This window comes from Nonomuraea insulae (assembly GCF_042656245.1).
Genome location: NZ_JBHSPA010000091.1, coordinates 22,139 through 48,495 on the forward strand (window position 1 = coordinate 22,139; position 26,357 = coordinate 48,495).

Genomic DNA, 26,357 nt, shown 5'->3' on the forward strand with positions numbered 1-26,357 from the left:
CGCCGTCTCTGTCAAAGCAGCGAAAATTGTGACAGTCGCCATGGGATGAAAAAGCCTCAGTATGTGTCGCGCCGGAAGGCGTCTTCCATCAGATGCCAGAATGACCGAAAGCGGGTAGCGCCGAGCATGTACGAGGTGTCGAGATACCACGCCTCCCATTCGTCGCCCGAAGTGACGATGTGCGGAGTGAGCAGGTAGACGCTGCCTTCGACGTTCTCGGAAATGCACAACGTGTGCGGCAGAAAGTCCCCGACCTCGAAGAAGTCCTGGTCCTGAGGGGCGTCGTAGTCGAAGGAATAATCGTCGGGTAATTTCGGAATGGGGGAGCCCGACGGGGGACCCCATGAGTGCGCGAGGTGTGGGTCCACGTCGCGCGTCCAGCCGACCTCGGTGATGGGGAGCAGGTGAAGGCTGGTGGCGGAGTCCACGTCCCAGCCGTTGCTCACCTGGAGGAACTCCCGGTAGCTCGGTGGCAGGCGGCGGCCGAGGCGCTTCTCCTGCCGGCGGATCTCGGCTTCGTCGGCGGGAGTTGTTCCCAGCCACTCGGGCGGATAGGACGAGGGGTCTTGATCGGTGTAGAGATCGTGGTCTGTGCCGCTCATGGTGTGGAGACGTTCAGCCCATGGGTAGCGGGGGATGTCGGTGCCTTTCATGGGGGACGTACTCTACGGCAGTTTGCGATCTAGCGACCAAAGATTGCTATGCAGCTCCGCCGGTGGCGGAGGGTTGAGGGAGGACCGCTGAGGCCCTCCCTCGGTTAATGCGTGTGGGCTGGCAAGCTAGGGTTCGATCGAAACCCAGAACTGGTTGTCGCCGCCGACTCGGTAATGTGCATAGAAGGATCGCAGCACATGACCTTGGTCGATATTTTGCTGGTGATTGACAGCGTGCACCGAGAAATGCCCGTCGGCGTTCGCTGCCCCTTGAATGGTGGAGGCGAAGGGGAACTCGTCGCAGGGCGGGTACGAGGGTTCGTCCCAGTCGTGCCCGTCCCTCAGCGGCGGGAACGTGGCCGCGTTCTTCGCCGGATCCAGTGCCTCCTCGATATGCTGGATGACTTCGGGTAACCGGGTGTCCCGTTTTTTCGACATCACGAAGATGCGACTGGCGTAGTGGTTGAGGCATCCGCCGGTGTGGACATCCGACTTCTGGAAGCTTCCTCTGAGGACCACCGGCGTGCCCGGGCGGCCTCTGAGCACCCGGTCTGCCGGTGGGATCACAGCAGCAGTTGACTGAGCGGGTACACGAAGTACCGCAGTGAGTACGCCTCCCACACCGCGCCGACGATGAGCAGCGCGAGTGCCGGCAGCGCCAGCAGGCCGATCCGCTGCAGGCCTCCGACATAGCCCTGGCGTCGGTTCTCCGCGCCGATGGTGCGGGGGAACAGCCAGTGCCTGCCCAGGAGGTACGCGCCGAGCAGAAGAAGCACGTACGCCTGGAACTCGATGACGAGGGTCAGCGAGTGGGGGATGAGTGCCACCCACCCCTGGGGGGATGCCGGAACGAGCGTGATGCCGGTCTCGACCGACCAGTAGCCGAAGAACGCGAGCCCCGCGAAGGGCACGATGAGTGACGGAAGCACGATGGTCAGCGCGCTGAGGCGGAAGAGGTTGACTCCGAGGATCGTGAGCGCGAACAGCGGCGGGGTGTTCACCAGCCAGCGCACCAGCTCGCCGGTGCCGTCCTCCTCCAGGGACGCAGACCGTGCCGCGCTGAGGTCGGGGAAGACGAGTCCGATCACGAACCCGATGATGGCGAGGCCGTAGGCGGCCGCGTTGATGACGAGATAGGCGCGCATGTTCTCGCGGATCACCAGGAGGGGTCGTCGCCAGAACGGTACGTGTGCGGGGTGCTCGATAGGGGCCGACTGGGATGTCATGCCCCCATCGCATCCCATCGTCCGCCGCGCGTGCAGTGGCGGGGTGTCACCGGACGATGTGACACCACGTCACTACCCCGGGCAGGCGACGGACGCGATCGTGGAGGAACTATGAAGATCCTCGACCTGGTGCTCACCGCGGTCATCCTCCTGTCCGTGACCGTCTTCCTCGCCTACATCGGGCTGTACTACTTCGACTTCGGCCTCTTCACGACGCTTCCTGAGAGCATCACGGGGTTCTTCACCCGCAATGGGGCTCTGCAATATGTAGCGCTCGGCCTCCTCGTCGCGGCGCTGATCGCGAAGCCTTTCGTCGGCCGCGCGATCAAGCGACGGGAAGCCGAGAAGCGGATCTGATCATCGACGACCACACGCAGGACGACGCCCCGACCGGTACACGGATGCGTCGGGTGGTGATGGTGACCGCCGTCGCCGCGATCGCGCCGCTGAGCGTCCTCGGCGTGGTGCTCACGGCGACGTCCTGGTGGGAGGGGCTGACCATGGCGGTCACCGCGTTCTTCGACGCCGCGTAGGCGATGTTCGGGGCGACCGGCCCGAACAGTCGCAGCGTCCGCGCCGCTCGATCGATCTCACCGGCGCGCAGGGCGCGGATCACCCGCCGGGGCACTCCAGGGGTGACGCTCGCTGAGTTGCTGCCGAACACCACGGTCCGGGCATCGCCGCCGTGCCCCTCCAGCTCCGCAATGGTGATGGCGTGCGACGCCCTCCCACGATCTCGCCGTGGCGGCCGTCGCCGAAGTAAGAATTCGACTGCGGGGTACTTTTATTCTAATCGGTACAGAAGTCGACCGGGGCGCGCCCCGTCAGCTCTCGTAACGCCCCCACGAGCGTGATGAGCAACGCGGATGCGTTGTTGGCACCGGAGGGACGCCTTCTACAAGCGGTAGCCGCCGGTGGCGTCGATGACCTGTCCCGTGACCCACCGGGCGTCATGGGAGGCGAGGAGGCCGACGACGTCGGCGACGTCGTCGGGTTCGCCGATGCGGCCGAGGGCGTTCTGCGCGGCGATGTCGGCGATGAGGTCGGGGTTGCCGCGCAACCAGGAGGCGTTCATGTCGGTGTCGATGGTGGCGGGGACGACGGCGTTGACAGTGATGCCGCGGGAGCCGAGGTGCTGGGCGAGGGGGAGGGTGAGGGCGTCGATGGCGCCCTTTGTCATGGTGTAGCCGATGATGTCGGGCAGAGCGACGCGGGTGGCGCCGGAGGAGATGTTCACAATGCGCCCGCCGTCGGCCAGGCGAGGCAGGGCAGCCTGAATGATCAGGAACGGCGCGGTGGTGTTGATCTGCTGCTGGCGAATGAAGTCCTCGGCACCGAACTCCTCGATGGTGCCGTGCAGGGCGATCCCGGCGTTGTTCACCAGCACCCGCACGGGAACGTCGCGCAGCGAGCCCGCAGCCGCATCGTAGGCGGCCCAGAACGCGGTGCCGGTGTCGGGCGCGGCCAGGTCGGCGGCGAAGGAGAACGCCGCACCGCCGGCCGCGATGATCTTTTCGACGACGCCGGCCGCGGCGGCCGAGTCCTGGCGGTAGTGAACGGCGACGGTGTACCCGTCGGCAGCGAGACGGCCGGCGATGGCCGCGCCGATGCCACGGCTGGCGCCGGTGACCACTGCGATGCGGTCGGACTCATGGGCGTCGAGCGCCTCGATGTTGCGCAGGTCGGTGTCAGACATGATGGCCTTTCTGCCGCCCCGGATCGGGGCTCTGTTCGGGTGTTGATGACTCGCGACGCCCTTCCACGCTCTCGTCGCGGCGGCCATCGTTGGAGGGGCTAACTTCGGGCCCGCTACTTCTATTCCGATCGGTACATAAGTCGGCGTGTCGCTCCGGGACGCGGCACCGCGGCAGCGTCAGCGCAGCGCGCCGGTTTCGCTCGCCCGACGTCGTACGGACATGCGCAAGGGCTCGAAAGAACGGGCCCCGCAGTCCTCACGCGCTGCACCGCCGACGCACCCGCGCCGACGGATCTCCTCACGCCCCCGGCGAGTGGGACGAGCAAAGCGGTCGCGTTGTTGACGCCGTGCAACACAACGCCCGGCCATCGAACCCGACCAGCGGAACAGCAGGGCGGCGAGCACCCCGACCACGAACGCCACGGGCGGGATGGGGTTGATGCCGTGGGCGACGGCGAAGACCGCCGCGCTCGCGGCCTCGCACGGCGAACGCCGAAGGCTGCGAGCCCGCGTATACGGATGAGTACGGCGGCTGCAAAGGCCATGAGCCCCATCGCACCCGAGACGAGAAGCCCGACGACGCCTGCTACGGCGGCGTCTTTGACGAGCGGCAGCAGGACGGCCACAAGGAGAAAGGACGCGCCTAAGCGGCGCCTCCCGCCAGGATCTCCGCCCACGCTGGCGCCCTCAGTCGAACACCCCCTGTCGCGGTTTCGCCAGTCATGTCCTCTCCTTTGTCCCCCCGTGGGTTGTCTGAAAGGAGAAACCAGGTAGTCGGGACACGGTCAATACCTCGCTCGTACGGCAGGTTCAGAGCGAGCACGTCACCGGTCCGCCTGGCGAGTGTCTGCGCCGGATTCGATCCGGGACAGCGTCCTCGTGCCGGAGGGCGATTCTGTAAGCGTGGCCGACGTGGCCCTCGGTGAGGCTCTGCGCGAATGCGTGTCGGACGTCTTCGCATCCTTCATCTCGACAGAGTCGCACGCCCCGCTATGGCAGCCAGCTGCGCAGCGCCGTGTCGGCGATGTCCTGGAGTTCGTCGTGACCGAGGCCGCTGGCGGCCTGGACAGCGATACCGAAGGCCACCGTCATAACGTATCGGGCCAGTCGCCCTGCGTCGGCGTCGCGCGGGAGGTCGCCCTCGTCGACGGCGCGCTGGAAGCGCTCCTGAAGGCGTAGGCCCGCATCGTTCCGCCAGCTGACGAGCAGATCGTGCGCGGGTCGACCTCCGTCGCTTGCCGCCAGCGCGCCCTGCACTGTCAGGCATCCAGGATGGCCTTCGGAAAGGGTCGTGGTCCGAACCGCTCCACGCAGGAGCGCCTCGGCCACCCCTCGTGCGGTCGGCTCCTCCAGGGCGCGCGTCGCGTAGGAGGCCGGCCCCTCCGCGTAGCGCTCCAGTGCCCTGCGGAACAGCTGCTCCTTGTTACCGAAGGCCGCGTACATGCTCGTCTTGGTGATCCCCATGGCGCCGGTCAGATCAGAGAGGGTCGCCCCCTCATACCCCCGCTCCCAGAACACCTGCATGGCGCGCTCCAACGCCTCGTCGATGTCGAATTCCCGAGGCCGGCCCATGACAGTACTCCGGGAACCACCCATGCCTCAATTGTAGTCCTCGGTACCGATCGCTACTGAGATGCTGGTCATGCTGTGTGCTCTCTGCCGGTGTCCCCGGGCTCAGTGCGAGGGTGTCGCGAGCCTCGGCTTCTGATCGTTGCGTGAACGCCCGGAATCGTAGAGTACGACCGCCCGTGGCATGGGCTGCGCCCGGCGACGAGAAACTGACGTTCCTTGGTCAGAGCTACGGCATTTCGTCGGCGACATGGGCGACGGGTCTGCCGGCACGAACGCGGTCGACCAGGAGCCGTCTGCCGTGGAGGGTGCGGTACGGGGGCGGGTCTCGTTGGTCATCAACCGCAGACCAGCGACTGAAGCCGAGTCGTGACACCCTTCAGGTCAGAGTTCGGCGAGGATTGCGGCGACCAGGGCCGCGCGCTCGGGCAGCGAAGACAGAAGGATTTGCTCGTGCAGCGCGTGCGCGCCCGCCCCGAGGGGACCGAATCCGTCGAGTGTGGGCAGGCCCAGCGAGCCGGCCGTGTTCGTGTCGGCGGCCCCCGCGGCGGGTTCGGCGGTGATGTCCTGGCCCAGCCGCTGCCCTGCCGCGCGTACGGCGGCGCTGAAGGGGTCGTCGGGGCCCTCGAACGCCCAGGTGGGCCTGCTCGACAGGATCTCCGCCCAGACCCGCGCCCCCTCGCGCACCGGTGCGAGGGCGGTCAGCTCGGCGAGCACCGCGCGTTCGACGGCGGCGTCGGCGAAGCGCAGTCCGATGTCGGCCGAGGCGCGTTCGGGCACCACATTGGTCTTGCCGCCGCCCGACAGCGCGCCGACGTTGCACAGGACTCCATGGGAATGCCTGCCGACGACCTCGCGCACCCTGACGAGCTGGTCGACCAGCTCGTCGATCGCTGAGATCCCCTTCTCAGGGTCGAGCGCGGCGTGCGCCGCGCGCCCGTGCACGCTCAGCCGCAGCCGGGTGCTGCCGCGCCGCCCGCGCTTGAGCGCGCCGCCGGGGTGCGGGGACTCGAAGCCGAGTGCGGCGAACGCGCCCTGCGCGCGTTCCCTGACCAGGGCGTTGGACGTGGGGGAGCCGATCTCCTCGTCGGCCACGACGACCACCCGTACCGGCCGGTGCCGGACGCCGGCGCGCGCGGCCACTTCCAGAGCCGTCTCCATGACCACCAGGCCGCTTTTCATGTCGAAGACGCCGGGCCCGTGCGCGAGGGTCTCGTGCTCGGCCGACTCCGTCAGCCGCCACGGCATCGGCCCTGCCAGATGGCCTTTCGGCCACACGGTGTCGTGGTGGCCGATGAACAGCAGCGGAGCCTCGTCCGCTCGTCCGGGGGAGCCGGGAAGGTCGGCCGTGACGTGGTCGCCGGTGGGCTCGGCGACCCGGCGGGCGACGCCGCCGAGCTCGGTGTAGCGGGCCACCAGCAGGTCGGCGAGCGCGTTGAGCGCCTCGGCATCGCCGGTGGGGGTCTCGTGCTCCACGTAGCGGCGCACCCGTTCCGCCATCTCCGCCGCGCGCGCCTGGGCTGCCTCAAGAAGCCCGGTGGCCGGGGTGTCCGCCGTGCCGTCGCCGTGGGGGGATCCGACGCTGATCATCTGCTGTCCTCGGGGTTGGAGGGCGGGCGGCCCAGCGCGGGCCGCCCCTGCGTTGCAGAGCATGATACGTGACGTATATCCGCCGCAATGGCCCACCTTTCACAGGCTTTCAGCGTCTACGTCACGACTATTCGCAGTTCAGCCCGGTATTGACAGTATTGTCGATGCCTTGATACCTAATCTAGATGCGACTTTAAGGTACGAATCCCGACATCACCTCGTTCGCAGCAGGAGCACCCCGTCCTCATGACGTCAACCACCACGCCCGTGGTCAGGACCCTCACCACCCCGGACGAGCTCGGTCAGGCGACCACGCTCTACCGGGACGTGTTCGGCTACACCGACCTGCGCCAGGGCGCCAGCCCGCGACTGCTCACCGCCCTGCGCGACAACGGCGGCTCCGTCGTCGGCGCGCGCGACGGCGACCGCGTCATCGCCTTCGCCTTCGGTTTCCAGGCCACGGACGGGACCAGCTCCTACCACTACTCCCAGGCGGCCGTGGTCCACCCCAGCCACCAAGGTTGCGGCCTGGGCCGGGCGCTCAAGTCAGCCCAGCGCGAGGTCGCGCTGGGCTGGGGCGCCACCCGGATGCGCTGGACCTACGACCCCGTGATCGCGCGTAACGCGCACTTCAACCTCGACGTGCTGGGCGCGGTCGCACGCTGGTTCCACGGCGGCTTCTACGACGACAGCTCCGACCGCCTCCTTGTCGACTGGGATCTCAGCAGCGCTCCCGGACCCCGCACACCCGCCCAGGATCCCCCTGCGGACCTGGTCGACTGGGCCCGCCCGATCTCCGACGGCGACCGGATATGGCTGCCGATCCCGTCCGACTTCACTGCCCTCGCCAAGCGAGACCCGCTCCACGCGGAACGGGTGCGCACCGATCTGGCAGCCGTCCTCGGACCACTGATGGACGACGGGTGGGCGGCCGTGTCCTGCTCGCCGTACACCTCCCAGACCGCCCTTTACCGCTTGGAGCGTGCCCTGTGACGACAGGCGACCTCGAACTCGCCCACGCCGAAAACCGGCGGCTGAGCAGCCCCGGCGAGCGCTTCGGCGCCCGGTTGCAACGCCGCTCGTCGGCCGAGGCGTTACAGCAGAAGGTCATTGAGCAGGAGACCCGCAATCTCGCCGAGGCCCTGGAGCGGATCGCCGCCGACGGCTCCGCGACCCGGGCCGCCGCCGCCGTGGTGGCCGCGCGGCGGCGCTTCGTCACCGGGTACGGCAAGTCGTTCGCCTACGCCTCGCTGCTGGCCACCGACCTGTCCGCCGGACTCTCCCATGTCACCCTCGTCGACGGCGCCGTGGTGCGGGCCCTCGACGTGCTCAGCGAGGTGAGCCAGACCGACGTGCTGGTCGCGGTGTCGCTGCGCAGGTACCGCCGCGAGACGGTTGTCGTCGCCCGGCATTTCGCCGAGGCCGGCGGCGCGGTGGTGGCCATCACCGACGACGCGCGGGCGCCACTGGCCTCCATCGCGGCCGAAACCATCGTGGTACGGACCGACAGCGCCTCCTACGCCGACTCCCCAACGGCGGTCGCCGCGGTCGTGCACCTGCTGACCACTCTGGCCACCGCCAGTTCGAAAGGCGCCCGGCGCAGGCTCGCGGAACGCGACCGGCTCAGCCACGCCCTCGGCAACTATCTGGAGGACTGAACCATCCGCATCGTCGAAGCGTCGCTGCATCTCGTCCGGCTGCCGCTGGTGCACGCGTTCCAGACCAGCTCCCACCGTAAGACCCATCTGGACCACATCCTGGTACGGCTGGTGGAGGAGTCGGGAGCCGAGGGGTGGGGCGAGATCGCCTCTCCGTCCGACCCTTTCTACTGCCCGGAGACCACCGAGACCTGCTGGCACATCGCCGAACGCTATCTGCTGCCCTCCGTCGTCGACGCCGTCTGGGAGCACCCGGCGGAGTTGCCCCGGCTGTGGCGCAAGGTACGCGGCAATCGCTTCGCGATCGCGGGCGTCGACGCCGCCGGCTGGGCCCTGTGGTCGGGGATCCGCGGCGTCTCGCTGGCGAAGGCACTGGGCGGGACCCGCAGCGAGGTCGTGGCGGGTGTGTCGCTGGGGATCGAACCCACCTACGACGCACTCCTCGACCAGGTACGCCGCCAGGTCGACGCCGGATACCCGAGGGTCAAGCTGAAGATCGCCCCCGGCTGGGACACAGAGCCGGTACGGCTGGTCCGCGAGGCCTTCCCTGATCTGGCGGTCCACGTCGACGCCAACGGTGCCTACGGCGAGACGGCGGAGGAACTCGCCGTGCTCCGCGGCCTGGACGACTTCGGGCTGTTGATGATCGAGCAGCCGTTCGCGCCGCGCAACCTGGTCGCCCACGCCGCCTTGCAGCGCAGCGTGCGGACGCCGGTGTGCCTCGACGAGTCCGTCGACACCATCGACGACCTGCGCACGGCGCTCGCGCTGGGAGCCGGCCGGGTGCTCAACATCAAGGTGTCGCGGATGGGCGGGCTCACCGCCGCCGTGGCGGCCCACGACCTCGCCCGGGAGCACGGCGTGGATGTGTGGTGCGGCGGCATGCACGAATTCGGCATCGGCCGCGCCGTCAACGTGGCCCTCTCCAGCCTCCCCGGATTCACCCTGCCCTCCGACGTGTCGGCCTCGGCCAAGTACTACGCCCGCGACGTCGTCCAGCCGGAGGTCGTCGCCGACCAAGGCGTCGTCCGGGTACCGGACGGGCCGGGACTGGGTCACACCGTCGACGTCGCCTTCATCGGCGAGAACCGGCTGAAGGAAATCACGATCACCGCCCCCGGCTGAGTCCTCCCCATCACAGCTTCCAGAACCGCAACGGGCCCTGCCACGGCGGGATCAGTTGCCCGAACCCCCCGCAGAGAGAAAGCACATGAGCGCCTCCCCCGGCACCTCTCCTGAGAACGACACCAACGCCTATGACGTCGAAACCTCCCCCAGGCGTCGCAGGCTGACCAACATCATCGCCCTGATCGGCCTGGTCGCCTCGGTCGGCGCCGGTTTCCTCGCCAACGGCCCGACGCTCTGGGGCCTGTTGCCGATCGCGCTGTACGCACTGCTGTCCCTGCTCGGCATGGACATCGTGATCGCCACGGTCATCGCCCTGCTGTCAGGGGTGCTGGTCGCGCAGATGCCGCCGATCGACATCGGCGCGCTGCTCGGAGACTCCCTGGCCGACCAGGTGACGATGATCGGACTGATCATCATGCTGGGGTCCGGCGTCGGCGAGATCCTGAAGAGCACCGGCGTGGCCGGGACCATCGTGCGCGGGGTCATGCGCGTCGTGGGCGAGAAGAGCCGCTCCGCCGTGATCCTGGGCGTCATGGTGGCCTCGTTGCTGCTGGTGGCCAGCCTGGGCACGCTGGCTGGGGCGCTCGCCATCGCGGCTCCCATCCTGCTGCCGATCACCGCCAGAATGGGCTTCACCCGGTCGGCGACCGCGTCGATGATGTTCATCGGTGGCTGCGCCGGGCTGACCATCGCGCCCTTCGCGGGGTCCAACGTAGCCATCATGGACGCGGCCGGCATCGGCTACCTCGGTTACCTGGGCTACGGAGCCGGACCGCTCGCGGTGCTCTCGCTGATCATGGGACTCATCGTGGTCCCGTGGATGCAGCGCAGGACCGAGCGCATCGACGACTTCTACAGCGAGGCCGAGGTCGGCTCGGCGAGCGACGCCGACGTGCCGAACGCGGGCGCGGGCCGGGCCACGGCCGCCTTCCTGATCGCGCTGCTCGCCGGCGTCGCCTACGCGACGGTCACCATGGCGGGGACGGCGTTCCCGCTGCTCGCCCTGCCGGTGCTGGGCGTCGTCACGGGCCTGGCGAGCGGCCTCGGCCCCAAGGAGATCATCGAGCTTCTCTACCGGGGCGCATCCCGGCTGATCAGCATCTTCCTGCTCTTCTGGCTGCTGGCGGCGCTGTTCATCACGATCGACAAGCTTGCGCCCTTCAAGGTGATCCTGGACATGTACGGCGAGAGCCTGGCGGGCAGTTCCCCCTTCGTGTTCACGATCCTCATCGCGCTGCTCGGCTGGGTCGGCGTGCCGGGGGCGACGGCGGCCCAGGTGGTGCTGCTCGACAAGGTCTTCGGCGACCTGGCCGCCACCATCGGCGTCGGCGTCGGCGCGTGGACGATCGTGCTGCTGTTCGCCTCCAAGGCCGACACCTACGGGCCCTTCCCCAATGCCAACATGGTCGGCGCGATGGGCCTGGCCCGCTCCTCGAACCTGCGGAACATGATGATCACAGGTTGGGCGTTGCTGGTTCCGTCCTGCCTGATGTACACGGCCATCCTGCTCTTCCTGTCCCCCTGAGACCGGGGGAGGGCCTGCTGAAGCACCGAATTCCCGTTGGAACACCTGGAGGACGAGCACAGTGACGGAGCACGACACCGTTGTGCGTGGCGGCACCCTGATCGACGGCACCGGCGCCCCCGGCTACCGGGCTGATCTCGGCCTCGACGGCGGGCGGATCACCCGGATCGCCCGCTTCGCCGACGGCGACCCGCCAAGGGGCCGCACCACCGTCGACGCGTCAGGTCTGGCGGTCACGCCGGGCTTCATCGACCTGCACTCGCACGCCGACTTCAGCGTCGAAGGCTGGCCCCAGGCCACCACCCAGCTCTACCAGGGAGTGACGACCCTGGTGACGGGGAACTGCGGGTGGTCGCCGTTCCCGCAGGATCCGGCGGGCCTGCTGCGCGATTGGAGCGACTTCCTCGCTCCCGAGACCGGGTGGGACTTCACCGATATCGGGGGATTCGTGGCCACGGTGTCCAGCGCGCGGCCCGCCGTCAACCTGGCGTTGCAGGTCGGGCACGCGGCACTGCGGATCGCCGCGATGGAGGGAGCCGAACGGCCCCCCGAGCCCGCCGAGCTCGACGCGATGCGCACGCTGCTCCGCGAGGCGGCGACCCAGGGCGCCTACGGCTTCTCCACCGGCCTGATCTACGCCCCGGGTTCCTTCGCCACCGAGGAGGAGGTACGCGCCCTGGTGGCCGAAGCGGCGGCGGCGGGCCTGCTGTACTCGACGCACATGCGCAACGAGTCGGGGGCGCTGCTGCCCGCCGTACGCGAGGCGCTGGGCGCGGCGCAGGCCGCGGGCGGCCGACTGGAGATCTCCCACCTCAAGGCGATGGGACCGGAGAACCACGGTTCCGTCGCCACCGCGCTCGCCGAACTGGACCGGGCACGGGAACGCGGGGTGGACGCCGCCGCCGACGTGTACCCGTACACCGCCTCCAGCACCACCCTGACCTCGCGGCTCCCTCTGTGGAGCATGGACGGCGGCCCTTCCGCGCTGCTGCATAGGCTGGCCGACCCCGCCGATCGCGAACGGGTGGCCGAGGGCCTGAGATCCCGCTTCGGCCGTGACGTCGACCCCGAGGGCGTCATCCTCGCCGGCCTGGCGGACGGGCCCTATGGCGGCGCCGTCGGCCACAGCATCGCCGAGATCGGGCGGCGTGAGGGCACCGATCCGGCGGAGGCCGCGCTGCGGGTCCTCGCGGCCCACCGGGCCTCAGTGAAGATCATCAACCATGCGATGAGCGAGGAGGACGTCATCACGGTGCTGCGCCACCCGATGACGTCGGTCGCCAGCGACGGCTGGGTGCTGCGGCCGGAAGGCGCGGGGCTGCCGCACCCGCGCAGCTTCGGCACCTACCCGCGGGTGCTGGGACGGTACGTTCGCGAACTTGGCGTGCTCGACCTGCCCGAGGCCGTACGCAAGATGACCGGGCTACCGGCCCAGCGGCTGGGAATGGCCGACCGTGGCCGCCTCGCCGAGGGAGCGGTGGCCGACATCGCCGTCTTCGATCCCGAGACCGTCGCCGACCGTTCGACCTACACCGATCCCTGGCAGCTGTCCACCGGCTTCGCCGCCGTCCTGGTGGCAGGCGTCGCCGTGCTCGCCGACGGCGCGCCCACCGGCGCGCGGCCGGGCACGGTGCTGCGCCGGCCCCGCCCCTGACCGCTCCTGAACGGGCCGGCCCGAACGCGGGTCACCACCTGGAGAGCCGGATCGACACCGTAGATCACCGCGACACCCTCCGGCGCCGCATGGGGCATTCCTGAATGTCACCGCAGTGAGCGGCGGAGTCCGGTCATCCGCTCCAGGAGCAGCATGATCCCGATGGAGAACAGGATGAGCAGCACCGACAGGGCGGCGACCTCGGGGCCCGCCTGGGTTTCGACGTGCTCCAGCAGGGCGACCGGCAGCGGCTTGACGTAGTAGCCGCTGAGGAACAGGGAGATGACCGCCTCGTCGAAGGAGACCAGGAACGACATGATCGCCCCAGCCACGATGCCCGGCCGGATGAGCGGGAGGGTCACCCTCCTGAACGTGGTCCAGCCGTTCGCGCCGAGCACCCGGGCGGCGTCCTCGCAGGCGGTGTCGGCCGTCGACAGGCTCACGCTGATGGTCCGGATCGCGTACGGGATGCACAACACCAGATGCGCCAGGATCAGGCCGGTGAAGCCGTCGGTGAGTCCCATCGGCGAGAAGAGCAGCAGCAGCGCCAGGGCCAGCACGATGTGCGGGACGAGCAGTGGCGAGACGAAAAAGCCCTGCACCACGCCCGATCCGCGGAACCGGTGCCGGTGGAGCGCCAGGGCCGCGGCGGTGCTGACCGTGACCGCCAGCAGCGTCGAGCCCGCGGCGACGACCATGGAGATCCACAACCCGCGGCTGAACTCCGCGGTCTGGAACACCTCGACGTAGGGGGCGAAGCTGAACTCCCTCGGCGGGAAGCGCAGAAAGGTGGAGGTGTCGAAGGAGACGATGAAGACGACCAGGATCGGCGTCCACAGGAAGAGCAGAATGAGCCCGACGACGGTCCGGTTCGCCGCGCGGGAGGCCCAGCTGGTCATTGTCCGCTCGCCTTTCTCTCGGCCCTGCGCTGGAGCGCCTGGTATCCGGCCATGGCCACGCCGAAGATGACGATGAGCACCACCGAGAGCGAGGCTGCCAAGGGCCAGTTCAGCCGGTTGGTGGCCTGGTCGTAGATCTCCGTCGCGAGCACGACGACCCGTCCGCCGCCCATCAGGCGCGGGGTGACGTACGCGCTGATGGCGAGCACGAAGACGAGCAGCGCCCCGGTCAGGACACCGGGAAGAGTGAGCGGCAGGGTCACCCGGGTGAAGACCTGTCGCCGGGAGGCCCCCAGCGAGGCGGCGGCCTGTTCGACGTTCCGGTCCAGGCGCCCGAACCCGCTGGTCATGGCGAGCACGGCGTACGGCAGGAAGATCTGCACCAGCGCGATGACGACTCCGGTGAAGTTGTTCGAAAGCTGCAGGGGGCGATCGGAGATGCCCAGCATGCGCAGGAACGAGTTGACCAGCCCCTGGTTGCCGAGCACGATGACCCAGCCGTAGGTGCGCGCCACCGACGACACCAGCATCGGGGCGATCGCCAGGATGGTCAGCAGGCCCTTGAACCGGGACTCCGTACGTACCAGGAACATCGCGAGCGGGTAGGCCACGACGACGGTGAGGGCCGCCACGACGACGCCGAGCCACACGGTCGTCCCGGCCACCTGCAGGTAGTAGGAGTCGGTGACGATCTCGGCGAACGACTCGCCGGTGAACGTCTGCTCGATGCCGCCTCCGTCGACGAACCGGTTGACCGACATGCGGGCGACCCACGCCATCGGCAGCACGTACGCGAAGATCAACGCCGCGATTCCGGGCAGCAGAAGCCCCAGGGCCGCTGGAGGGCGGCGCCGCAACCTGGCGGGCTGGGGGTTCGTCATCGCTCAGCCCTCCAGGACGCGGACATCCGCGGCGTCCCAGGAGACCGCGACCGGCGTGCCGGGGGCGAGGATCGTGGCGCCGGCGCTGGAGCGTTCCGCGTCGATCGTCCGCCCGCTGACGTCGATGCGGTAGGAGATCTGATCTCCGGTGTAGCTGGTGGAAACGACCGTGCCGGGGAACGCCCCGTCCTGGCCGGCGGCTTCGTGCACGCTCACCAGTTGCGGCCGGAGCATGGCCGACACCTTGCCGGGAGCGACCGTCGTCGGCGCGACGGGGATCCTGCCGAGCCCGTCGGCGTCGAGGACTCCGTCCTGGCCGAGCGTCCCGGTGAACAGGTTCGCGCGGCCGATGAAGGTCGCCGCGAACACCGTGGCCGGCGCCTGGTAGATCTCCTCGGGCGGGCCGAACTGCACGACCGCGCCCTCGTGCATCACCGCCACCTTGTCGGCCATCGACAGCGCCTCGTCCTGGTCGTGGGTGACGAAGACGGAGGTCGTACCGGAGGACTGCTGGATCTCGCGGATCTGGGTGCGCAGCGACTCGCGCAGCTTGGCGTCCAGGGCTGACAGGGGTTCGTCGAGCAGCAGCAGGGTGGGGTCGACGACCAGGGCGCGGGCGAGCGCGACCCGCTGCTGCTGCCCGCCGGACAGCTGCGCCACGCGGCGCCGGGCGAACGCGCTGAGCTCCACCCGTTCCAGCACCTCGGCGACCCGGCGGCGGCGTTCTGCGGTGCTGATCCGGCGCAGCCGCAGGCCGAAGGCCACGTTCTCGGCGACGTCCAGGTGCGGGAACAGAGCGAAGGACTGGAACACCATGCCCATGCCGCGTTTGTGGACGGGCACGCGGGTCACGTCGCGTCCGGCCACCTCGATGTGGCCGGAGGTCGGCTCGACGAGCCCGGCGATCATGCGCAGGGTCGTCGTCTTGCCGCAGCCCGAGGGGCCCAGCAGCGCCAGCAGCTCGCCCTGGGCGAGGCTCAGGTCGATGCCGGCCACGGCCGGCCGCCGTGTTCCTGGATAGGTCTTGTGCAGCTCGCGGATCCGCAGGTAGGAGTTGTCAGCCACCGATGACCTCACGCTGGATCCGCTGCACCCAGTCGGCGTACTTCGGTGAGATCCACGCCCAGTCGATGGGGGCGGCGTCGGCGAGCAGGCCGTCCTTGGCCGCGACCCGCGACTTCAGGTTCTCGGGCAGGGTGACCCGCTTGTCGACGGGCCCGTAGAAGCCCCTCTCCGCCAGGCCCTTCTGCGCCTCGGTGCCGATCGCGAAGTCGATGAAGGTGTTCGCGGCGGCGGTCTTCTTCGAGCTCGCGACGCGGTTGATGGTGCTGATCTGCGCCACGCCGCCGCCCTTGGGGACGGCCACGGCCAGTTGCTCGGGCGACTGGTCGTGCAGGGCCTGGGCGCGGGCGTTCCAGCCGGCCCCGATCGCCGCGCTGCCCGAGCGGATCGCGTCGTACAGGTTCGGCTGGGGCTGGAAGGTCTGGACGTTCGGCGCCATGGCGGCGAGCTTGCCGAGCTGGGCGTCGATACTGTCCTGGTAGTCGCGGCCCATCTCCTTGGACAGGCCCGCGATCAACGCGATGCCGCGGGTGTCGGCGATCTGCAGGACCAGTTGCCCGGCGTACTGCTTGTCGCCGAGGCCCTGCCAGTTGGTGGGAGGCGTCTTCACCAGCGACGGGTTGTAGACGATCGCGAGGGTGTCGATCGACAGCGCCGGGCCGTAACCCTTCTGGACGACGGCGTCGTCGACCAGGTTCGCCAGGTTCGGCACCTCCTGCTCGGTGAGCTTGGCGAACAGGCCCTCTTCGTTGGCGGTGCGCTGCACGGAGGAGTCGATGATGACGATGTCGTCCGTGGCCCGCGCCTTGTTGGTACGCAGGCCGGCCAGCATCTCGGCGGAGTTGGTCGTCGGGCGGTACTTCACCGTGATGTCGGGGTGCGCCTTCTGGAACGGGTCGATGACCTCCGCCTTGAACTGGTCGGCGAAGGCTCCGGAGAAGCCGGTGACGCTCAGGGTGTGCGCGTCGTCACCACCGGCGGCCGGCGACTGGCCCGCCGGGGCCGCGGTGGAGGAGCATGCGGTGGCGAGCACGAGGGAGGCGGCCGCGACGGCGAGCTGGGCAAGTCGGATACGGGACATAAGGCATCTGGTCCTATGAGGGGAAGCGAGAGCGGGGGATTACTGCTGGGTCGGGTTCCGCAGCTGGCTCAGCCTGATGCCGAGCGGCAGCGGGGCGCCGGGGTGCACCGCGCCCGAGCGCAGCACCCAGCGCGGCCGGCGCAGCACGTCCAGGCCCTCCTTGATCACGTCGCCGTCCGCGACGAGCACCTCGGCGGCGAGTCCGGGTTCGAGCATGCCCGTCACCCCGGCCAGGCCCGCGACCTCCGCGGCTACGCGGGTCGCCGAGGGCAGCACCTCCAGCACCGACGCGCCGGTGGCCTCGGCGATGAGTTCGAGCTCCTCCACCACCTCACCGTTGGTGTCGGTGCCCGTCGCGACCGGTACGCCGGCCTGCCACGCGAGGGCGACGCCGGCCATGTGGGGGCCGACGATGTCGTCGAGGATCCGCTGGTAAAGGTACTGGTCGCCGACGAGCCGATGCTGGAAGGCGATGGCGATGACGCTGGACAGGGTGGGGACGAACGCCGTGCCGTGTTCGAGCATCGCGGCGACCACGGCGTCGTCCGTGAAGGCCCCGTGCTCGATGGTGTCGGTCCCCGCGACGATCGCGTTCATGATCGCTTCGGTGCTGTACGCGTGGGTCGCGGTGCGCTTGTGGAACTTGTGCGCCTCCGCGATGCCCGCCGCGAGCTCGTCGGGACCGAGTTCGGGGATGCCCGGGTCCTCCTCGGGATAGGTGCCGAGTCCGCCGGACCCCATGAACTTGAGCACGGCCGCGCCCGCGATGATCTGCTTGCGGACCGCGGTCATGACGCCGACGGGGCCGTCGGCCTCCATGGCACCCCAGTTGCTGGCGTGGCCGCCGGTGATGCAGATCGGGTCGCCGCCCGCGATCAGACGGGGGCCGGGGATGATGCCCTCCGCGACCGCTCGCATCGCCTGGATGCCGGTGATCCCGGGCAGGCCGAAGTCCCTGATGGTGGTGACCCCGGAGCGAAGCTGAGCCGCCAGGTTCGCGGCCGTGTGGTAGGCCAGGAAGGGCAGCGGCTGCCGCATCAGCACGTCGCCCCGTCCCCGGTAGCCGACCCCCGACCCGTCCGGGAACCGCAGCGTCTTGCGCGCGACGTGGTCGTGGAGGTTGTGCAGGCCGGGCAGGACCGTGCAGCCGGTCGCGTCCAGGACGGTGGCTCCGCTCGGAACGGCGCCGGTGTCGGGGCCGACCTCGACGATGCGGTCGCCGTCGGCGACCACCCGCCCGTCCTCGATGACCTCTTGGTCACGGCCGGTGATGATCGTGGCATGGCGGACTACGACGGTCATGACGCCGCCTTCGCCGGCGTCATGACCAGGGCTCGCTGGTAACGCGCGGTCATGGACACCTCCTTTCGTGGTTCCTCGTCTCGGCGGAGACGGAGGCGGGCTGGACGATCGGGGTGAGCGCGAGCAGGTGGCGCGCGATCATCTCCGCTTGAATCAGGGTCCGGGCGGACTGTCCTGGTTGAGGAAGGTTGGCGATGTTCCATTCGAGGGGTTGAACCGGGAGGCCGATGGCCAGGCGGCGAGGGCTCGCCGTGCCGTCCGCCGCGATGAGCCGGCAGCAGTCCACGGAAGGCGTCCGAGCCCCCGTACGGGTGACGTCCAGGCCGCCCGTCGTCACCCGGCCGCCGTCGGCGGTCCGCAGGGTGGCAGGCCGGGCCAGGCCCGTGGCCAGCAGGTCTCGTACGAGCGGGTCGGTGGTCCTGCGCACGTCCTCCTCGGGCATGCGGGCGTCGAGGAGCGCCCGGACCCGATACGGCGCGGACGGTTCGCGCGCCGTGACGAGGAAGGCGCTCCCCTGCGGGTCGGTCGTGGCCCGCGTGCCCGGCCCCAGGAAGCGGACCAGCCCGGCGTCGATGAGGGCGATCAGCTCTGCGACGCGCCGCGCGGGAGGTCCAGCGGCCAGGAATCCGCCCACGCTGCGGAACCAGCCGTGCAGGTCCGACAGCACGGACCGGCCGTCGATCACGCCCTCGGCGACGAGGTCGCGGACGACGTCCTTGAGCTTGGCGAGGGTCTCGCCGACCGCGGTGGCGGACCCGCGCGGGGTGGCTGTCGCCGAGGCCAGGTCGGCGGCCAGCAACCCGCGCAGCCTCCCGGTCAGCGAACCGGGCTCCTCCCCACCGGCCAGGGGGTCGATCATCGCGGCCAGCTCGAAGGGGCGGCTCTCACCGGAGACGGCCGCCTCGCGTTCCCAGGTGCGGCGCAGCTCCTCCTCGATGACCGGCCACACGTCGCGTTTGACGTCCAGCCCGTCCCGTGCCGCCAGCCAGGCGGCCTGTACCTGCGGCGTGCAGACCTCCAACGTCACCGGGCCGGGCCGCACGGCCCGCGCGAGGTACGGCATGCCGCGCCCCGACCCGACGAGCAGGACCGGTTCGCGACCGGAGGGCACGTAGTGGCCGGCTTCATGGCGTCCGCCACGGCCGACGGTCAGCAGCGCCATGACGTCGTAGAAGTTGAGCCCGGATCCGAGGACGGCGACCTCTTCCCCCGGCCGGATGGCGGCAAGGTGCGCCGCCGTCGCCGGTCCCGGCGGCACGTACAGCAGATCGTTCTCGGCGGCGAACGCGGTCAGTTCCCGTTCGCGCTCCGTCGCGGCGACCGGCAGGTGGCCGAGGGCCAGCACCACGGCATCGACGACCAGTTCCGGCGTGACGGCGTCGTCGAGGGCGAGGACCTGGGCGCCGTCCGCCCGCTCGGCCAGAGCCGTGGCCCGGACCGCGTGGACGTGCGCCGGCACGGACCCGGCGGTCAGGCGGTCCAGCACCCAGCGGGTGTAGTGGCCGAACAGCGCGCGGGACCCGAACCCGTCGGGGGTGAGCGCCTTCGCCTCCTCCGCCGCCGCCCACGGCAGATCAAGATGCGGGGCGACCTCCGCGCACCAGTCCAGAAAGGACGGCCCGCGGGGTGGCCCGGTGACGCCCGGAACGCTGTCGTCGGCGAAGAGCGTCGCCTGACGGGTTCGCGAGTTCATCAGGAGCGCCGGATCCTGGTCGGCCTGCCAGACGCGCCCGCCGGGCATCGGATCGATGAGGTGCAGTTCGAGCGCGGGGGCGGAAGCCGCTCGTTCGCGGTGGACGTCCACCAGCCGTGCCGCGACGGCCAGTCCACGCGGCCCCGCGCCGACGACGGCGACACGCAGCGTGCCGGTGCCGTGCCCGGCCGTCGCCCGGCTCTCCGGCAGGTCGCCGGAGGACGTGGGGGGACGGAGTTTGTGACGCATGGAGGTCCGATCTGACAACACGGGGGGAAGACGGCTGGCCGAATTTCGGTCTAGGGAGGTCACCCAGTGTTGTCAGACGATACCTGGAAGGGCAAGGCCGACTTTCTTGGGGTCGGCATAAGATGAACTTATGCTCGTCCCCTGAGAGCCCTACGAAGGGACGTCGGCAAGATCGACCGCGGCCGCCGACTCGCGCAGGGCGGCGACGGTCTGCGCGACGCCGGGCACGCCCATCAGCGCGGCCGTGGACACGGCGCTGACCACGCGCACCGACATGGGGTGCAGGCGGCGCAGGGCCAGCCCGGGTTCGTGACGCGCGGCGGCCCGCATGAGATCGGGTACGAGCGCCACCCCGAGCCCGGCCGCCGCGAGCCCCTGCAACGCCACGTAGTCGTCGGTCTCGAAGGCGATGTCCGGCGTGAACCCCGACGCCGCGCACGCCTCCAACAGGTTCCCGCGGCATCCGGGGCATCCGGCGATCCACCGCTCTTCACGCAGTTCGCGCAGGTCGACCCAGCGTTTGGCGGCGGCGGGGTGCCCCCGCGGCATCGCCACGTGCACGGACTCCTCCAGCAGCTGGGTGCGGATCTCCTCCGGCTCCAGGGTCAGGGCGGACGGGCAGTCCGAGCCGGCGGTCACGTACAGATACACGATGGCGATGTCGCATTCGCCGCGCCTGAGCATCTCCAGAGCCTCGGGCGGCTCCGTCTCCGCGAGCGTGAAGGACACCCCGGGATGCTCGACGGTCATCGCGCCCAGAGCCCGTGGCAGCAACATCGCCGCGGCGCTCGGGAAGCAGGCGATCCGCACCCGCCCGGCACGCAGTCCCGCGATCGCCTCCACCTCGGCCTGGGCCAGCGAGACCGTCGCCAGCACCGTCGCGCCGTGCCGGAGCAGCAGCTCACCGGCGTCGGTGAGCCGGAAGCCGGTCCGGTTCCGCGTCACCAGCGGGGTGCGCATGGACCGTTCGAGGCTCTGGATCTGCTGGGTCACGGCCGGCTGAGTGTAACCAAGCTCACGGGCGGCTCCGGACATGGTCCCGTGCCGGGCGATCGCGCGGAGCAGACGGAAGTGCTTGAGCTCGATCACACCGCGACTATAAGCCAATGTGATAGGCAGGTGAATAGTTTCGGTCTTGAAGACTTGACCGAAACGATGCGACGGTATCCCGGCGGAGGTTCGTCCCCCACACTCCGCGGTCCGCCATCCCGGCGGACATCTCGGCGATCACCATCGGCGCCCGGTATCTCGGCCCTCGACGGACAGGAACGTTTCATGCTCATGGACACCACACGCGCTCGGCGCGCGTGGGTCGAGGACGCCATCCGCCGGGTGGAGGCGGAGGCCAACCGCAGTGCCGACACCCATCTGCAGGTCTTCCCCCTCCCGCCTTCGTGGGACATCCAGCTGTACCTGAAGGACGAGTCCGTGCACCCCACCGGCTCGCTCAAGCACCGTCTGGCCCGCTCGTTGTTCCTGTTCGGCCTGGCCAACGGCGACATCGACGGCAGGACGACGCTCGTGGAGGCCTCGAGCGGTTCCACCGCCGTCTCGGAGGCCTACTTCGCGCGCCTGCTCGGACTGGAGTTCGTGGCGGTCGTGCCCGAGGGAACCTCGGGCGCCAAACTGGAGCTGATTCGGAGGTACGGCGGGCGGTGCCACCTGGTGGCCGACGCGGGCGCCGTGTACGCCGAGGCCGAGCGGCTCGGCAGCCAGGACGACTGGTTCTACCTCGACCAGTTCACCAACGCCTCGGTCGTGACCGACTGGCGGGGCAACAACAACATCGCCTGCTCCATCTTCGAGCAGATGGCCCTCGAACAGCACCCGGAGCCCACCTGGATCGTCGTCGGCGCGGGAACGGGCGGCACCAGCGCGACGATCGGCCGGTACTGCCGCTACAAGCGGGTGTCGACGCGGGTCGCCGTGGTCGACCCGGAAGGGTCGGTGTTCCACGAGGCATGGGCGACCGGGCGGCGCGACCTCGTGGGCGCCGGCTCACGCATCGAAGGCATCGGCCGGCCCCGCGTCGAGCCGTCGTTCGTGCCCGGCGTCATCGACGAGGTGTTGCCGGTCGGCGACGCCGCTTCGATCGCCGCCATGCGCGTGCTGGCCGAGGTCACGGGAATCCGGGCGGGAGCCTCCACGGGAACGAATCTGGCCGGCGCCTTCGAACTGATCTCGCGGATGCGCGCCGCAGGACAGAGCGGCAGCATCGTCACGCTGATCTGTGACGGCGGTGAACGGTACGGCGACTCGTACTACAGCGATGACTGGGTCGCGCGGCAGGGGCTGGATCTTGAATCCGAGCGCCGCCGCCTGCTCGGCTTCCTCGAAAGCAGCGTGTCGTCCGCCGGTTCGCCGGGCTCGGCCGAGGCCGCGGGGCCGCCGCCGGACTCGGCCGCCGTCCAAGGTGCGCCGTCGGAGTTGGCGGCGGTCGCGGGTACGCGGCCGGACGTGGCGGCGGTCGCAGGTGCGCGGCCGGACGTGGCGGCGGTCGCGGGTGCGCCGCCGGACTTGGCGGTGCTGCGGGAGGACGTCCGTGCGTTCACCGACTCGGTCGATGCCACGGTGCTGCGGCCCGCGGACGAATCGGCGCTCACCTGGGCCGACCGAGCCCGGATCGCGCTGCGGGTCGCTCAGGTCAACCGGCATCACGGCCTGGCCGGCGAGCTGGCCGACCGCCTCGACTCCCTGGCGGGCGCCGGCGCCGCGCAGATCGTCGGCGATCCGGAGCGCTGGGACGAACTCGGCCCCGCCACCGCCGGGCTGCTCGCACACGCCGAGCTCATGGCCATGGACCCGGCCGACGCCGGCACCGCCGAGATCGCGCTCCTTCGGGCCCACGGCTTCACCGCCGCGCAGATCGTCGCGGCGGCACAGGTCGTCGCGTACACCAGCTACCGGGTGCGGCTGCTCCTCGGCATGAGCCTGATCGAGACATCCCGGCGTACGCCCCGTCCACCGGTCCCGCCACTCGCCCAGCCCGCCCCGCCGCCGGAACCTCGTGCGCTGCCGCAGGCGAGCGAGCGGTTCCCGGTCCTCACCTGGCACCCCTGGGTCGAGGCGGCCGCCCCGCCCGCCAAGGAGGCCGGCGCCGATGACAAGACCCCCGCCAAGTGGTCGCCGTTCTATCTCACCCTGCTGCACGATCCGGCGGTCCTGGCGGAACGCACCGCGCTGTACAACGCGATCATGACGGGTACCGGTTCGCTGGGCCGGGCCGACCGTGAGCTGGCAGCCCTTGCCACCTCCCTCGTCACGGGCTGCGAATACTGCGCGTCCGTGCACGGGCGCCGTCAGGTCCAGCTCTCGAAGGACCAGGTCACCGCGGTCGCCCTCGCGGAACGCGGCGCCGCCGGCGTGACCGACCAGCGGCAACGGGCCATCGTCGACGTCGCGGCCCACGCCGCGGTGACCCCGCCGGCGCTCACCGTCGACGACATCCACCGCCTGCACGCCGCCGGCCTCGACGACGACGCGGTCCGCGACATGATCGCCGTCGCCGCGATGTTCGCCTGGGCCAACCGGCTCATGATGACCCTCGGATCCGCTGATGCCGGCACGGCAGCACTTTCCACCGCGATGACAGAGAGGAATCGATGACTGACACGCAGCCGACGGTGCGTACGGACTCCGGGCTTCTGCGAGGCCGCGTCCAGCATGGGATGGCGAGCTTCCTCGGCGTCCCCTTCGCCGAGGCTCCGACGGGAGCACAGCGCTTCGCGGCTCCCGAACCCGTTCGTCCCTGGTCAGGAGAGCGAACGGCCGACCGGCTCGGCCCCGTGTGCCCCCAGGTCGCCACGTACGGGCCGGTGGGCACCGCGGCCACCTCCCACCTGGAGCAGGGGGAGAACTTCCTGACCCTCAACGTCCGCACTCCCGACCCGGACGGCAGGGCCCCGGTGCTGGTCTGGGTCCACGGCGGGGGATATGCGGTGGGGTCCGGGGCGGAGCCGGTCCTCCAGTCGGGGGCGTTCGCACGCAGCGGCGTCGTGGAGGTCACCGTCAACTACCGGCTCGGTGCTCTCGGGTTCCTCTACCTGGGAGAGGACGTCCCCGCGAACCGAGGGCTCCTGGACCAGATCGCCGCCCTCCGCTGGGTTCACGAGAACATCGCCCAGTTCGGCGGAGACCCCTCCAACGTGACACTCGCCGGCAGGTCGGCCGGCGGTTTCGCGGTCGCGACCCTGATGGCCATGCCCGGGGCGAAGGGCCTCTTCCAGCGGGCCCTGGTGCAGAGCGGGGCGAGCCCGGCGGTCATCACCGTCGAAACGGCCGAGAACATCACCTCGCTCTTCTGCCGCGAGCTCGGCGTGAAAGCGCGCCAGATTCCCGACGTGCCGACCGAGGACCTGCTCCGCGTCCAGAAGAGCCTCTGCGACGACGCCTACACCCGCTTTCGCCCTGAGGTCTATGGCGACGTCGCCGTTCTGGGTCTGCCCTTCCAGCCGGTCGTCGACGGCGTGACGCTCCCGGAGACCCCGGAGCGGGCGATCGCCCGTGGGTTCGCCTTGGACGTCGATTTGATGATCGGTACGACGACAGGCGAGGCCGTCACCCATACCTCCATCCACGACGAGATGACCGACGCCGAGGCCGCCCGTCTTGTCCATCCCCGGCTCGTTCCCCTTGGCCTCACCGGTCAGGACATCGTCAGCGCGTACCGAGAGCTTCTGCCCGAGCACACCGGCAAGGGCCTGTTGACCGAGATCACCGGTGATCTCGTCTTCCAGCTTCCGACCTCGCGTTTCGCCGCGGCCCAGTCCGGTCATGCCCGCGTGTTCAAGTACCTCTACGGCGAACACGAGCCGAACGGGGCGGGCGCACGCCACGGGGCGGAAGTCGGCTACATCTGGCGGAACCCGGACGGCCCGGCGCCCGACGTGCCCGAGCGATTCGTTCCCACGGACCCGGAGCTCGCCGACTCCGTCCACACGACCTGGGCGGCGTTCGTGTCCGGCGGCTCACCCGAGACGCCGCACATGCCCCACTGGCCACCGCACTCACCCAGCGAACCGACCCTGGTACGCATCGACGGGACCGGCTTCCACCTGGAACCCGACATCTACTGGCCGCGACTGGCCATGTGGGAAAAGGGCGGCGCTGCTCATCCCGGGCAATGACCCTGTACCGCCCGGCTGCGGCCCAGCAGCATCAGCCAGCCGAACACCCGGACCGTGATGAGATAGAGCAGGCGAAAAGGCGCAAATCGCAGATCGTCGCGCGTTCTCCAGTCGAGACCTCTACGATCCGGCCGCCGCGGAGACGACGCACTTCACGAAACCGGCCGGCCGCTCCAGCAGGAGGCCGAAGCCACTGTCGACGCCGTCCAGCGGCACCCGGTGGGTGATCAGCGGTTCGAGGGTGAGCATGCGCTGCTCCATCAGCCGCAGCCCCTCCTCGAGGGCGGCCAGGTGCCGCCACCGCTGCGGCGTGAACCCGTTCACGATCGTCACCCCGCGATACCACAGGTTGACGTCCAGTTCCCGGGGACCCTCGTGGTGGTAGCCGCCCACGCAGAGCACGCCGTGGGGCCCGGTCAGGTCGCCGGCCAGCTTGAGGCCGCTCGCCGTGCCCGAGAACTCGGCCACCACGTCGAACCGGCCCTCGGCCTGCTCCGGCGCGAAGGTCTCGTGCGCGCCCAGCGCCGACGCGAGCTCCCGCGAGTGCGCCACCGGGTCCACCCCGGCCAGCACGGCCGGCGCGTGCGCGGCGGCGGCCTGCACCGCGATCAGCCCCATGAACCCGAGCCCCACCACGGCGACCCGCAGCCCGGGACGCAGTCCGCACCGCGACAGCGCCTCCACCACGCACGCGACGGGCTCGCCGAGCGCCGCCCACGACGGGACGTTCGCGGGCACCGGCAGCAGAGCCCGGGCCGGGACGTTCACCACGTCGGCGAACGCGCCCGACGCGAACCCGGTCACCCGGTCGCCGGGCGCCCAGCCGTGGACGCCCGCGCCGATCCCGATCACCTCACCGCTCACCTCGTGCCCGAGCCGCACCGGAGCCCCGCCGTCGTGCCCGGTCCAGGCCGGGAGCTCCGAGGAGCACACGCCGGACGCGAGGATCCGCAGCGCGACCTCGCCGCCTCCCGGCGGCGGCGTGTCCACCCCGACGATCTCCGAGGTCCGTGCCCCGACCACCTGTGCGTACCGCATTCATCCTCCACAGCTCCAAGATCCGGCAGCCCGCCATCGGCGCGCGCCTGAGCGGCGGCGGGCCGTCCGCATCGCGTTCAGTACCGCATCGCTCGCCTGGCCAGCTCGATCGCGCCGCTGACGGGCGGCTGGTCCAGCAGGCGCGCTCCGGTGCCGGGGAGGAGCGCCGACAACTCCTCCTCGAAGGCGGCCATGAGGGCCGGCCGGGCGGTGATGACGCCGCCCGCGACGACGACCGCGCCGGCCGCCGCGCCGCGGGCCGCCAGCAGGGCGACGAGCCGGGCGAGCGCCCGTCCGCCCGCCGCGATCACCTCGGCGGCGAGCGGC

24 protein-coding genes and 1 pseudogene are annotated in these 26,357 nt (G+C 70.2%); 10 read left to right on the forward strand and 15 right to left on the reverse strand.

Going from position 1 to position 26,357, the window contains the following annotated elements:
- Positions 1–56: 56 nt before the first annotated feature.
- The 3 genes from ACFPZ3_RS56415 to ACFPZ3_RS56425 all read right to left on the reverse strand — a co-directional run bounded on the left by ACFPZ3_RS56415 (position 57) and on the right by ACFPZ3_RS56425 (position 1,879).
- Complete coding sequence (locus tag ACFPZ3_RS56415) at positions 57–653, reverse strand: SMI1/KNR4 family protein (protein ID WP_379522723.1); 597 nt, start codon at positions 651–653, stop codon at positions 57–59.
- Between the two features lie 126 nt (positions 654–779).
- Positions 780–1,220, reverse strand: a complete 441-nt coding sequence (locus tag ACFPZ3_RS56420; RefSeq protein WP_379522724.1) for a NucA/NucB deoxyribonuclease domain-containing protein — start codon at positions 1,218–1,220, stop codon at positions 780–782.
- Entirely contained in the window at positions 1,217–1,879 is a 663-nt protein-coding gene (locus ACFPZ3_RS56425; RefSeq protein WP_379522725.1) for a stage II sporulation protein M, read from the reverse strand. The genes ACFPZ3_RS56420 and ACFPZ3_RS56425 overlap by 4 nt, the downstream gene beginning before the upstream one ends.
- Before the next feature lie 111 nt (positions 1,880–1,990).
- On the opposite strand from ACFPZ3_RS56425, the gene ACFPZ3_RS56430 reads away from it, so the two are divergent.
- Both ACFPZ3_RS56430 and ACFPZ3_RS56435 read left to right on the forward strand, forming a co-directional pair.
- Positions 1,991–2,236 carry a hypothetical protein gene (locus ACFPZ3_RS56430; protein ID WP_379522726.1) on the forward strand — a complete coding sequence of 82 codons (246 nt, stop codon included), beginning with the start codon at positions 1,991–1,993 and terminating at the stop codon, positions 2,234–2,236.
- 44 nt (positions 2,237–2,280) lie between these two features.
- Entirely contained in the window at positions 2,281–2,412 is a 132-nt protein-coding gene (locus tag ACFPZ3_RS56435) for a hypothetical protein (protein WP_379522727.1), read from the forward strand.
- Positions 2,413–2,774: 362 nt separating this feature from the next.
- Here the strand turns inward: ACFPZ3_RS56435 and ACFPZ3_RS56440 are convergent, their stop codons facing one another.
- From ACFPZ3_RS56440 to ACFPZ3_RS56450, 3 genes are all read right to left on the reverse strand, one after another.
- Positions 2,775–3,575, reverse strand: coding sequence for an SDR family NAD(P)-dependent oxidoreductase (locus ACFPZ3_RS56440; protein WP_379522728.1), 801 nt, complete (start codon positions 3,573–3,575; stop codon positions 2,775–2,777).
- Between the two features lie 990 nt (positions 3,576–4,565).
- Positions 4,566–5,147 (reverse strand): TetR/AcrR family transcriptional regulator, encoded by a 582-nt coding sequence (locus tag ACFPZ3_RS56445; RefSeq protein WP_379522729.1) that lies wholly within the window; start codon positions 5,145–5,147, stop codon positions 4,566–4,568.
- Between the two features lie 381 nt (positions 5,148–5,528).
- Entirely contained in the window at positions 5,529–6,734 is a 1,206-nt protein-coding gene (locus tag ACFPZ3_RS56450) for a M20/M25/M40 family metallo-hydrolase (protein ID WP_379522730.1), read from the reverse strand.
- Positions 6,735–6,980: 246 nt separating this feature from the next.
- On the opposite strand from ACFPZ3_RS56450, the gene ACFPZ3_RS56455 reads away from it, so the two are divergent.
- The 5 genes from ACFPZ3_RS56455 to ACFPZ3_RS56475 all read left to right on the forward strand — a co-directional run bounded on the left by ACFPZ3_RS56455 (position 6,981) and on the right by ACFPZ3_RS56475 (position 12,699).
- Positions 6,981–7,727 carry a GNAT family N-acetyltransferase gene (locus tag ACFPZ3_RS56455; protein WP_379522731.1) on the forward strand — a complete coding sequence of 249 codons (747 nt, stop codon included), beginning with the start codon at positions 6,981–6,983 and terminating at the stop codon, positions 7,725–7,727.
- The gene (locus ACFPZ3_RS56460; protein WP_379522732.1) at positions 7,724–8,392 is read left to right on the forward strand and encodes a MurR/RpiR family transcriptional regulator; all 669 of its coding nucleotides are present in this window, start codon (positions 7,724–7,726) and stop codon (positions 8,390–8,392) included. The genes ACFPZ3_RS56455 and ACFPZ3_RS56460 overlap by 4 nt, the downstream gene beginning before the upstream one ends.
- A 45-nt stretch (positions 8,393–8,437) precedes the next feature.
- The gene (gene menC / locus ACFPZ3_RS56465; protein ID WP_379522746.1) at positions 8,438–9,517 is read left to right on the forward strand and encodes an o-succinylbenzoate synthase; all 1,080 of its coding nucleotides are present in this window, start codon (positions 8,438–8,440) and stop codon (positions 9,515–9,517) included.
- Between the two features lie 85 nt (positions 9,518–9,602).
- Positions 9,603–11,045 (forward strand): Na+/H+ antiporter NhaC family protein, encoded by a 1,443-nt coding sequence (locus tag ACFPZ3_RS56470; RefSeq protein WP_379522733.1) that lies wholly within the window; start codon positions 9,603–9,605, stop codon positions 11,043–11,045.
- Between the two features lie 61 nt (positions 11,046–11,106).
- Complete coding sequence (locus ACFPZ3_RS56475) at positions 11,107–12,699, forward strand: N-acyl-D-amino-acid deacylase family protein (protein ID WP_379522734.1); 1,593 nt, start codon at positions 11,107–11,109, stop codon at positions 12,697–12,699.
- A 107-nt stretch (positions 12,700–12,806) separates the two neighbouring features.
- Here the strand turns inward: ACFPZ3_RS56475 and ACFPZ3_RS56480 are convergent, their stop codons facing one another.
- From ACFPZ3_RS56480 to ACFPZ3_RS56510, 7 genes are all read right to left on the reverse strand, one after another.
- Positions 12,807–13,598, reverse strand: coding sequence for an ABC transporter permease (locus ACFPZ3_RS56480; protein WP_379522735.1), 792 nt, complete (start codon positions 13,596–13,598; stop codon positions 12,807–12,809).
- Positions 13,595–14,479: an ABC transporter permease gene (locus ACFPZ3_RS56485; RefSeq protein WP_379522736.1), complete on the reverse strand. Its 885-nt coding sequence runs from the start codon at positions 14,477–14,479 to the stop codon at positions 13,595–13,597. The genes ACFPZ3_RS56480 and ACFPZ3_RS56485 overlap by 4 nt, the downstream gene beginning before the upstream one ends.
- Positions 14,480–14,482: 3 nt before the next feature.
- Complete coding sequence (locus ACFPZ3_RS56490; protein WP_379522737.1) at positions 14,483–15,544, reverse strand: ABC transporter ATP-binding protein; 1,062 nt, start codon at positions 15,542–15,544, stop codon at positions 14,483–14,485.
- The gene (locus ACFPZ3_RS56495) at positions 15,537–16,622 is read right to left on the reverse strand and encodes an extracellular solute-binding protein (RefSeq protein ID WP_379522738.1); all 1,086 of its coding nucleotides are present in this window, start codon (positions 16,620–16,622) and stop codon (positions 15,537–15,539) included. Before ACFPZ3_RS56495 ends, ACFPZ3_RS56490 begins: the two co-directional genes overlap by 8 nt.
- Positions 16,623–16,661: 39 nt before the next feature.
- A complete protein-coding gene (locus ACFPZ3_RS56500; RefSeq protein WP_379522739.1) occupies positions 16,662–17,924 on the reverse strand; it encodes an amidohydrolase family protein in 1,263 nt (420 codons plus the stop codon).
- Positions 17,925–17,973: 49 nt separating this feature from the next.
- Positions 17,974–19,866, reverse strand: a complete 1,893-nt coding sequence (locus tag ACFPZ3_RS56505; RefSeq protein WP_379522740.1) for an FAD/NAD(P)-binding protein — start codon at positions 19,864–19,866, stop codon at positions 17,974–17,976.
- 150 nt (positions 19,867–20,016) lie between these two features.
- Positions 20,017–20,955 carry a LysR family transcriptional regulator gene (locus tag ACFPZ3_RS56510; RefSeq protein WP_379522741.1) on the reverse strand — a complete coding sequence of 313 codons (939 nt, stop codon included), beginning with the start codon at positions 20,953–20,955 and terminating at the stop codon, positions 20,017–20,019.
- Between the two features lie 192 nt (positions 20,956–21,147).
- Here ACFPZ3_RS56510 and ACFPZ3_RS56515 point away from each other — a divergent pair.
- The 3 genes and pseudogenes from ACFPZ3_RS56515 to ACFPZ3_RS56525 all read left to right on the forward strand — a co-directional run.
- Positions 21,148–22,212, forward strand: a pseudogene (locus ACFPZ3_RS56515) (PLP-dependent cysteine synthase family protein); the annotation flags it as partial.
- Between the two features lie 579 nt (positions 22,213–22,791).
- Positions 22,792–23,472: a peroxidase-related enzyme gene (locus ACFPZ3_RS56520; protein ID WP_379522747.1), complete on the forward strand. Its 681-nt coding sequence runs from the start codon at positions 22,792–22,794 to the stop codon at positions 23,470–23,472.
- Entirely contained in the window at positions 23,469–24,992 is a 1,524-nt protein-coding gene (locus tag ACFPZ3_RS56525) for a carboxylesterase/lipase family protein (RefSeq protein WP_379522742.1), read from the forward strand. Before ACFPZ3_RS56520 ends, ACFPZ3_RS56525 begins: the two co-directional genes overlap by 4 nt.
- 120 nt (positions 24,993–25,112) lie before the next feature.
- Here the strand turns inward: ACFPZ3_RS56525 and ACFPZ3_RS56530 are convergent, their stop codons facing one another.
- Entirely contained in the window at positions 25,113–26,030 is a 918-nt protein-coding gene (locus ACFPZ3_RS56530) for an alcohol dehydrogenase catalytic domain-containing protein (RefSeq protein WP_379522743.1), read from the reverse strand.
- Positions 26,031–26,107: 77 nt separating this feature from the next.
- On the reverse strand, positions 26,108–26,357 hold a 250-nt coding region (locus tag ACFPZ3_RS56535), incomplete at its 5' end, for a hypothetical protein (RefSeq protein WP_379522744.1).

What these genes read in the sequence shown, in the direction of transcription:
- ACFPZ3_RS56485 (WP_379522736.1), bottom strand. Translation starts at nt 14,479, where the DNA reads ATGACGAACCCCCAGCCCGCCAGGTTGCGGCGCCGCCCTCCAGCGGCC.
- ACFPZ3_RS56430 (WP_379522726.1), top strand. Translation starts at nt 1,991, where the DNA reads ATGAAGATCCTCGACCTGGTGCTCACCGCGGTCATCCTCCTGTCCGTG.
- ACFPZ3_RS56525 (WP_379522742.1), top strand. Translation starts at nt 23,469, where the DNA reads ATGACTGACACGCAGCCGACGGTGCGTACGGACTCCGGGCTTCTGCGA.
- ACFPZ3_RS56500 (WP_379522739.1), bottom strand. Translation starts at nt 17,924, where the DNA reads ATGACCGTCGTAGTCCGCCATGCCACGATCATCACCGGCCGTGACCAA.
- ACFPZ3_RS56530 (WP_379522743.1), bottom strand. Translation starts at nt 26,030, where the DNA reads ATGCGGTACGCACAGGTGGTCGGGGCACGGACCTCGGAGATCGTCGGG.
- ACFPZ3_RS56480 (WP_379522735.1), bottom strand. Translation starts at nt 13,598, where the DNA reads ATGACCAGCTGGGCCTCCCGCGCGGCGAACCGGACCGTCGTCGGGCTC.
- ACFPZ3_RS56440 (WP_379522728.1), bottom strand. Translation starts at nt 3,575, where the DNA reads ATGTCTGACACCGACCTGCGCAACATCGAGGCGCTCGACGCCCATGAG.
- ACFPZ3_RS56415 (WP_379522723.1), bottom strand. Translation starts at nt 653, where the DNA reads ATGAAAGGCACCGACATCCCCCGCTACCCATGGGCTGAACGTCTCCAC.
- ACFPZ3_RS56445 (WP_379522729.1), bottom strand. Translation starts at nt 5,147, where the DNA reads ATGGGCCGGCCTCGGGAATTCGACATCGACGAGGCGTTGGAGCGCGCC.
- ACFPZ3_RS56435 (WP_379522727.1), top strand. Translation starts at nt 2,281, where the DNA reads ATGCGTCGGGTGGTGATGGTGACCGCCGTCGCCGCGATCGCGCCGCTG.
- ACFPZ3_RS56450 (WP_379522730.1), bottom strand. Translation starts at nt 6,734, where the DNA reads ATGATCAGCGTCGGATCCCCCCACGGCGACGGCACGGCGGACACCCCG.
- ACFPZ3_RS56425 (WP_379522725.1), bottom strand. Translation starts at nt 1,879, where the DNA reads ATGACATCCCAGTCGGCCCCTATCGAGCACCCCGCACACGTACCGTTC.
- ACFPZ3_RS56505 (WP_379522740.1), bottom strand. Translation starts at nt 19,866, where the DNA reads ATGCGTCACAAACTCCGTCCCCCCACGTCCTCCGGCGACCTGCCGGAG.
- ACFPZ3_RS56520 (WP_379522747.1), top strand. Translation starts at nt 22,792, where the DNA reads ATGAGCCTGATCGAGACATCCCGGCGTACGCCCCGTCCACCGGTCCCG.
- ACFPZ3_RS56470 (WP_379522733.1), top strand. Translation starts at nt 9,603, where the DNA reads ATGAGCGCCTCCCCCGGCACCTCTCCTGAGAACGACACCAACGCCTAT.
- ACFPZ3_RS56495 (WP_379522738.1), bottom strand. Translation starts at nt 16,622, where the DNA reads ATGTCCCGTATCCGACTTGCCCAGCTCGCCGTCGCGGCCGCCTCCCTC.
- ACFPZ3_RS56455 (WP_379522731.1), top strand. Translation starts at nt 6,981, where the DNA reads ATGACGTCAACCACCACGCCCGTGGTCAGGACCCTCACCACCCCGGAC.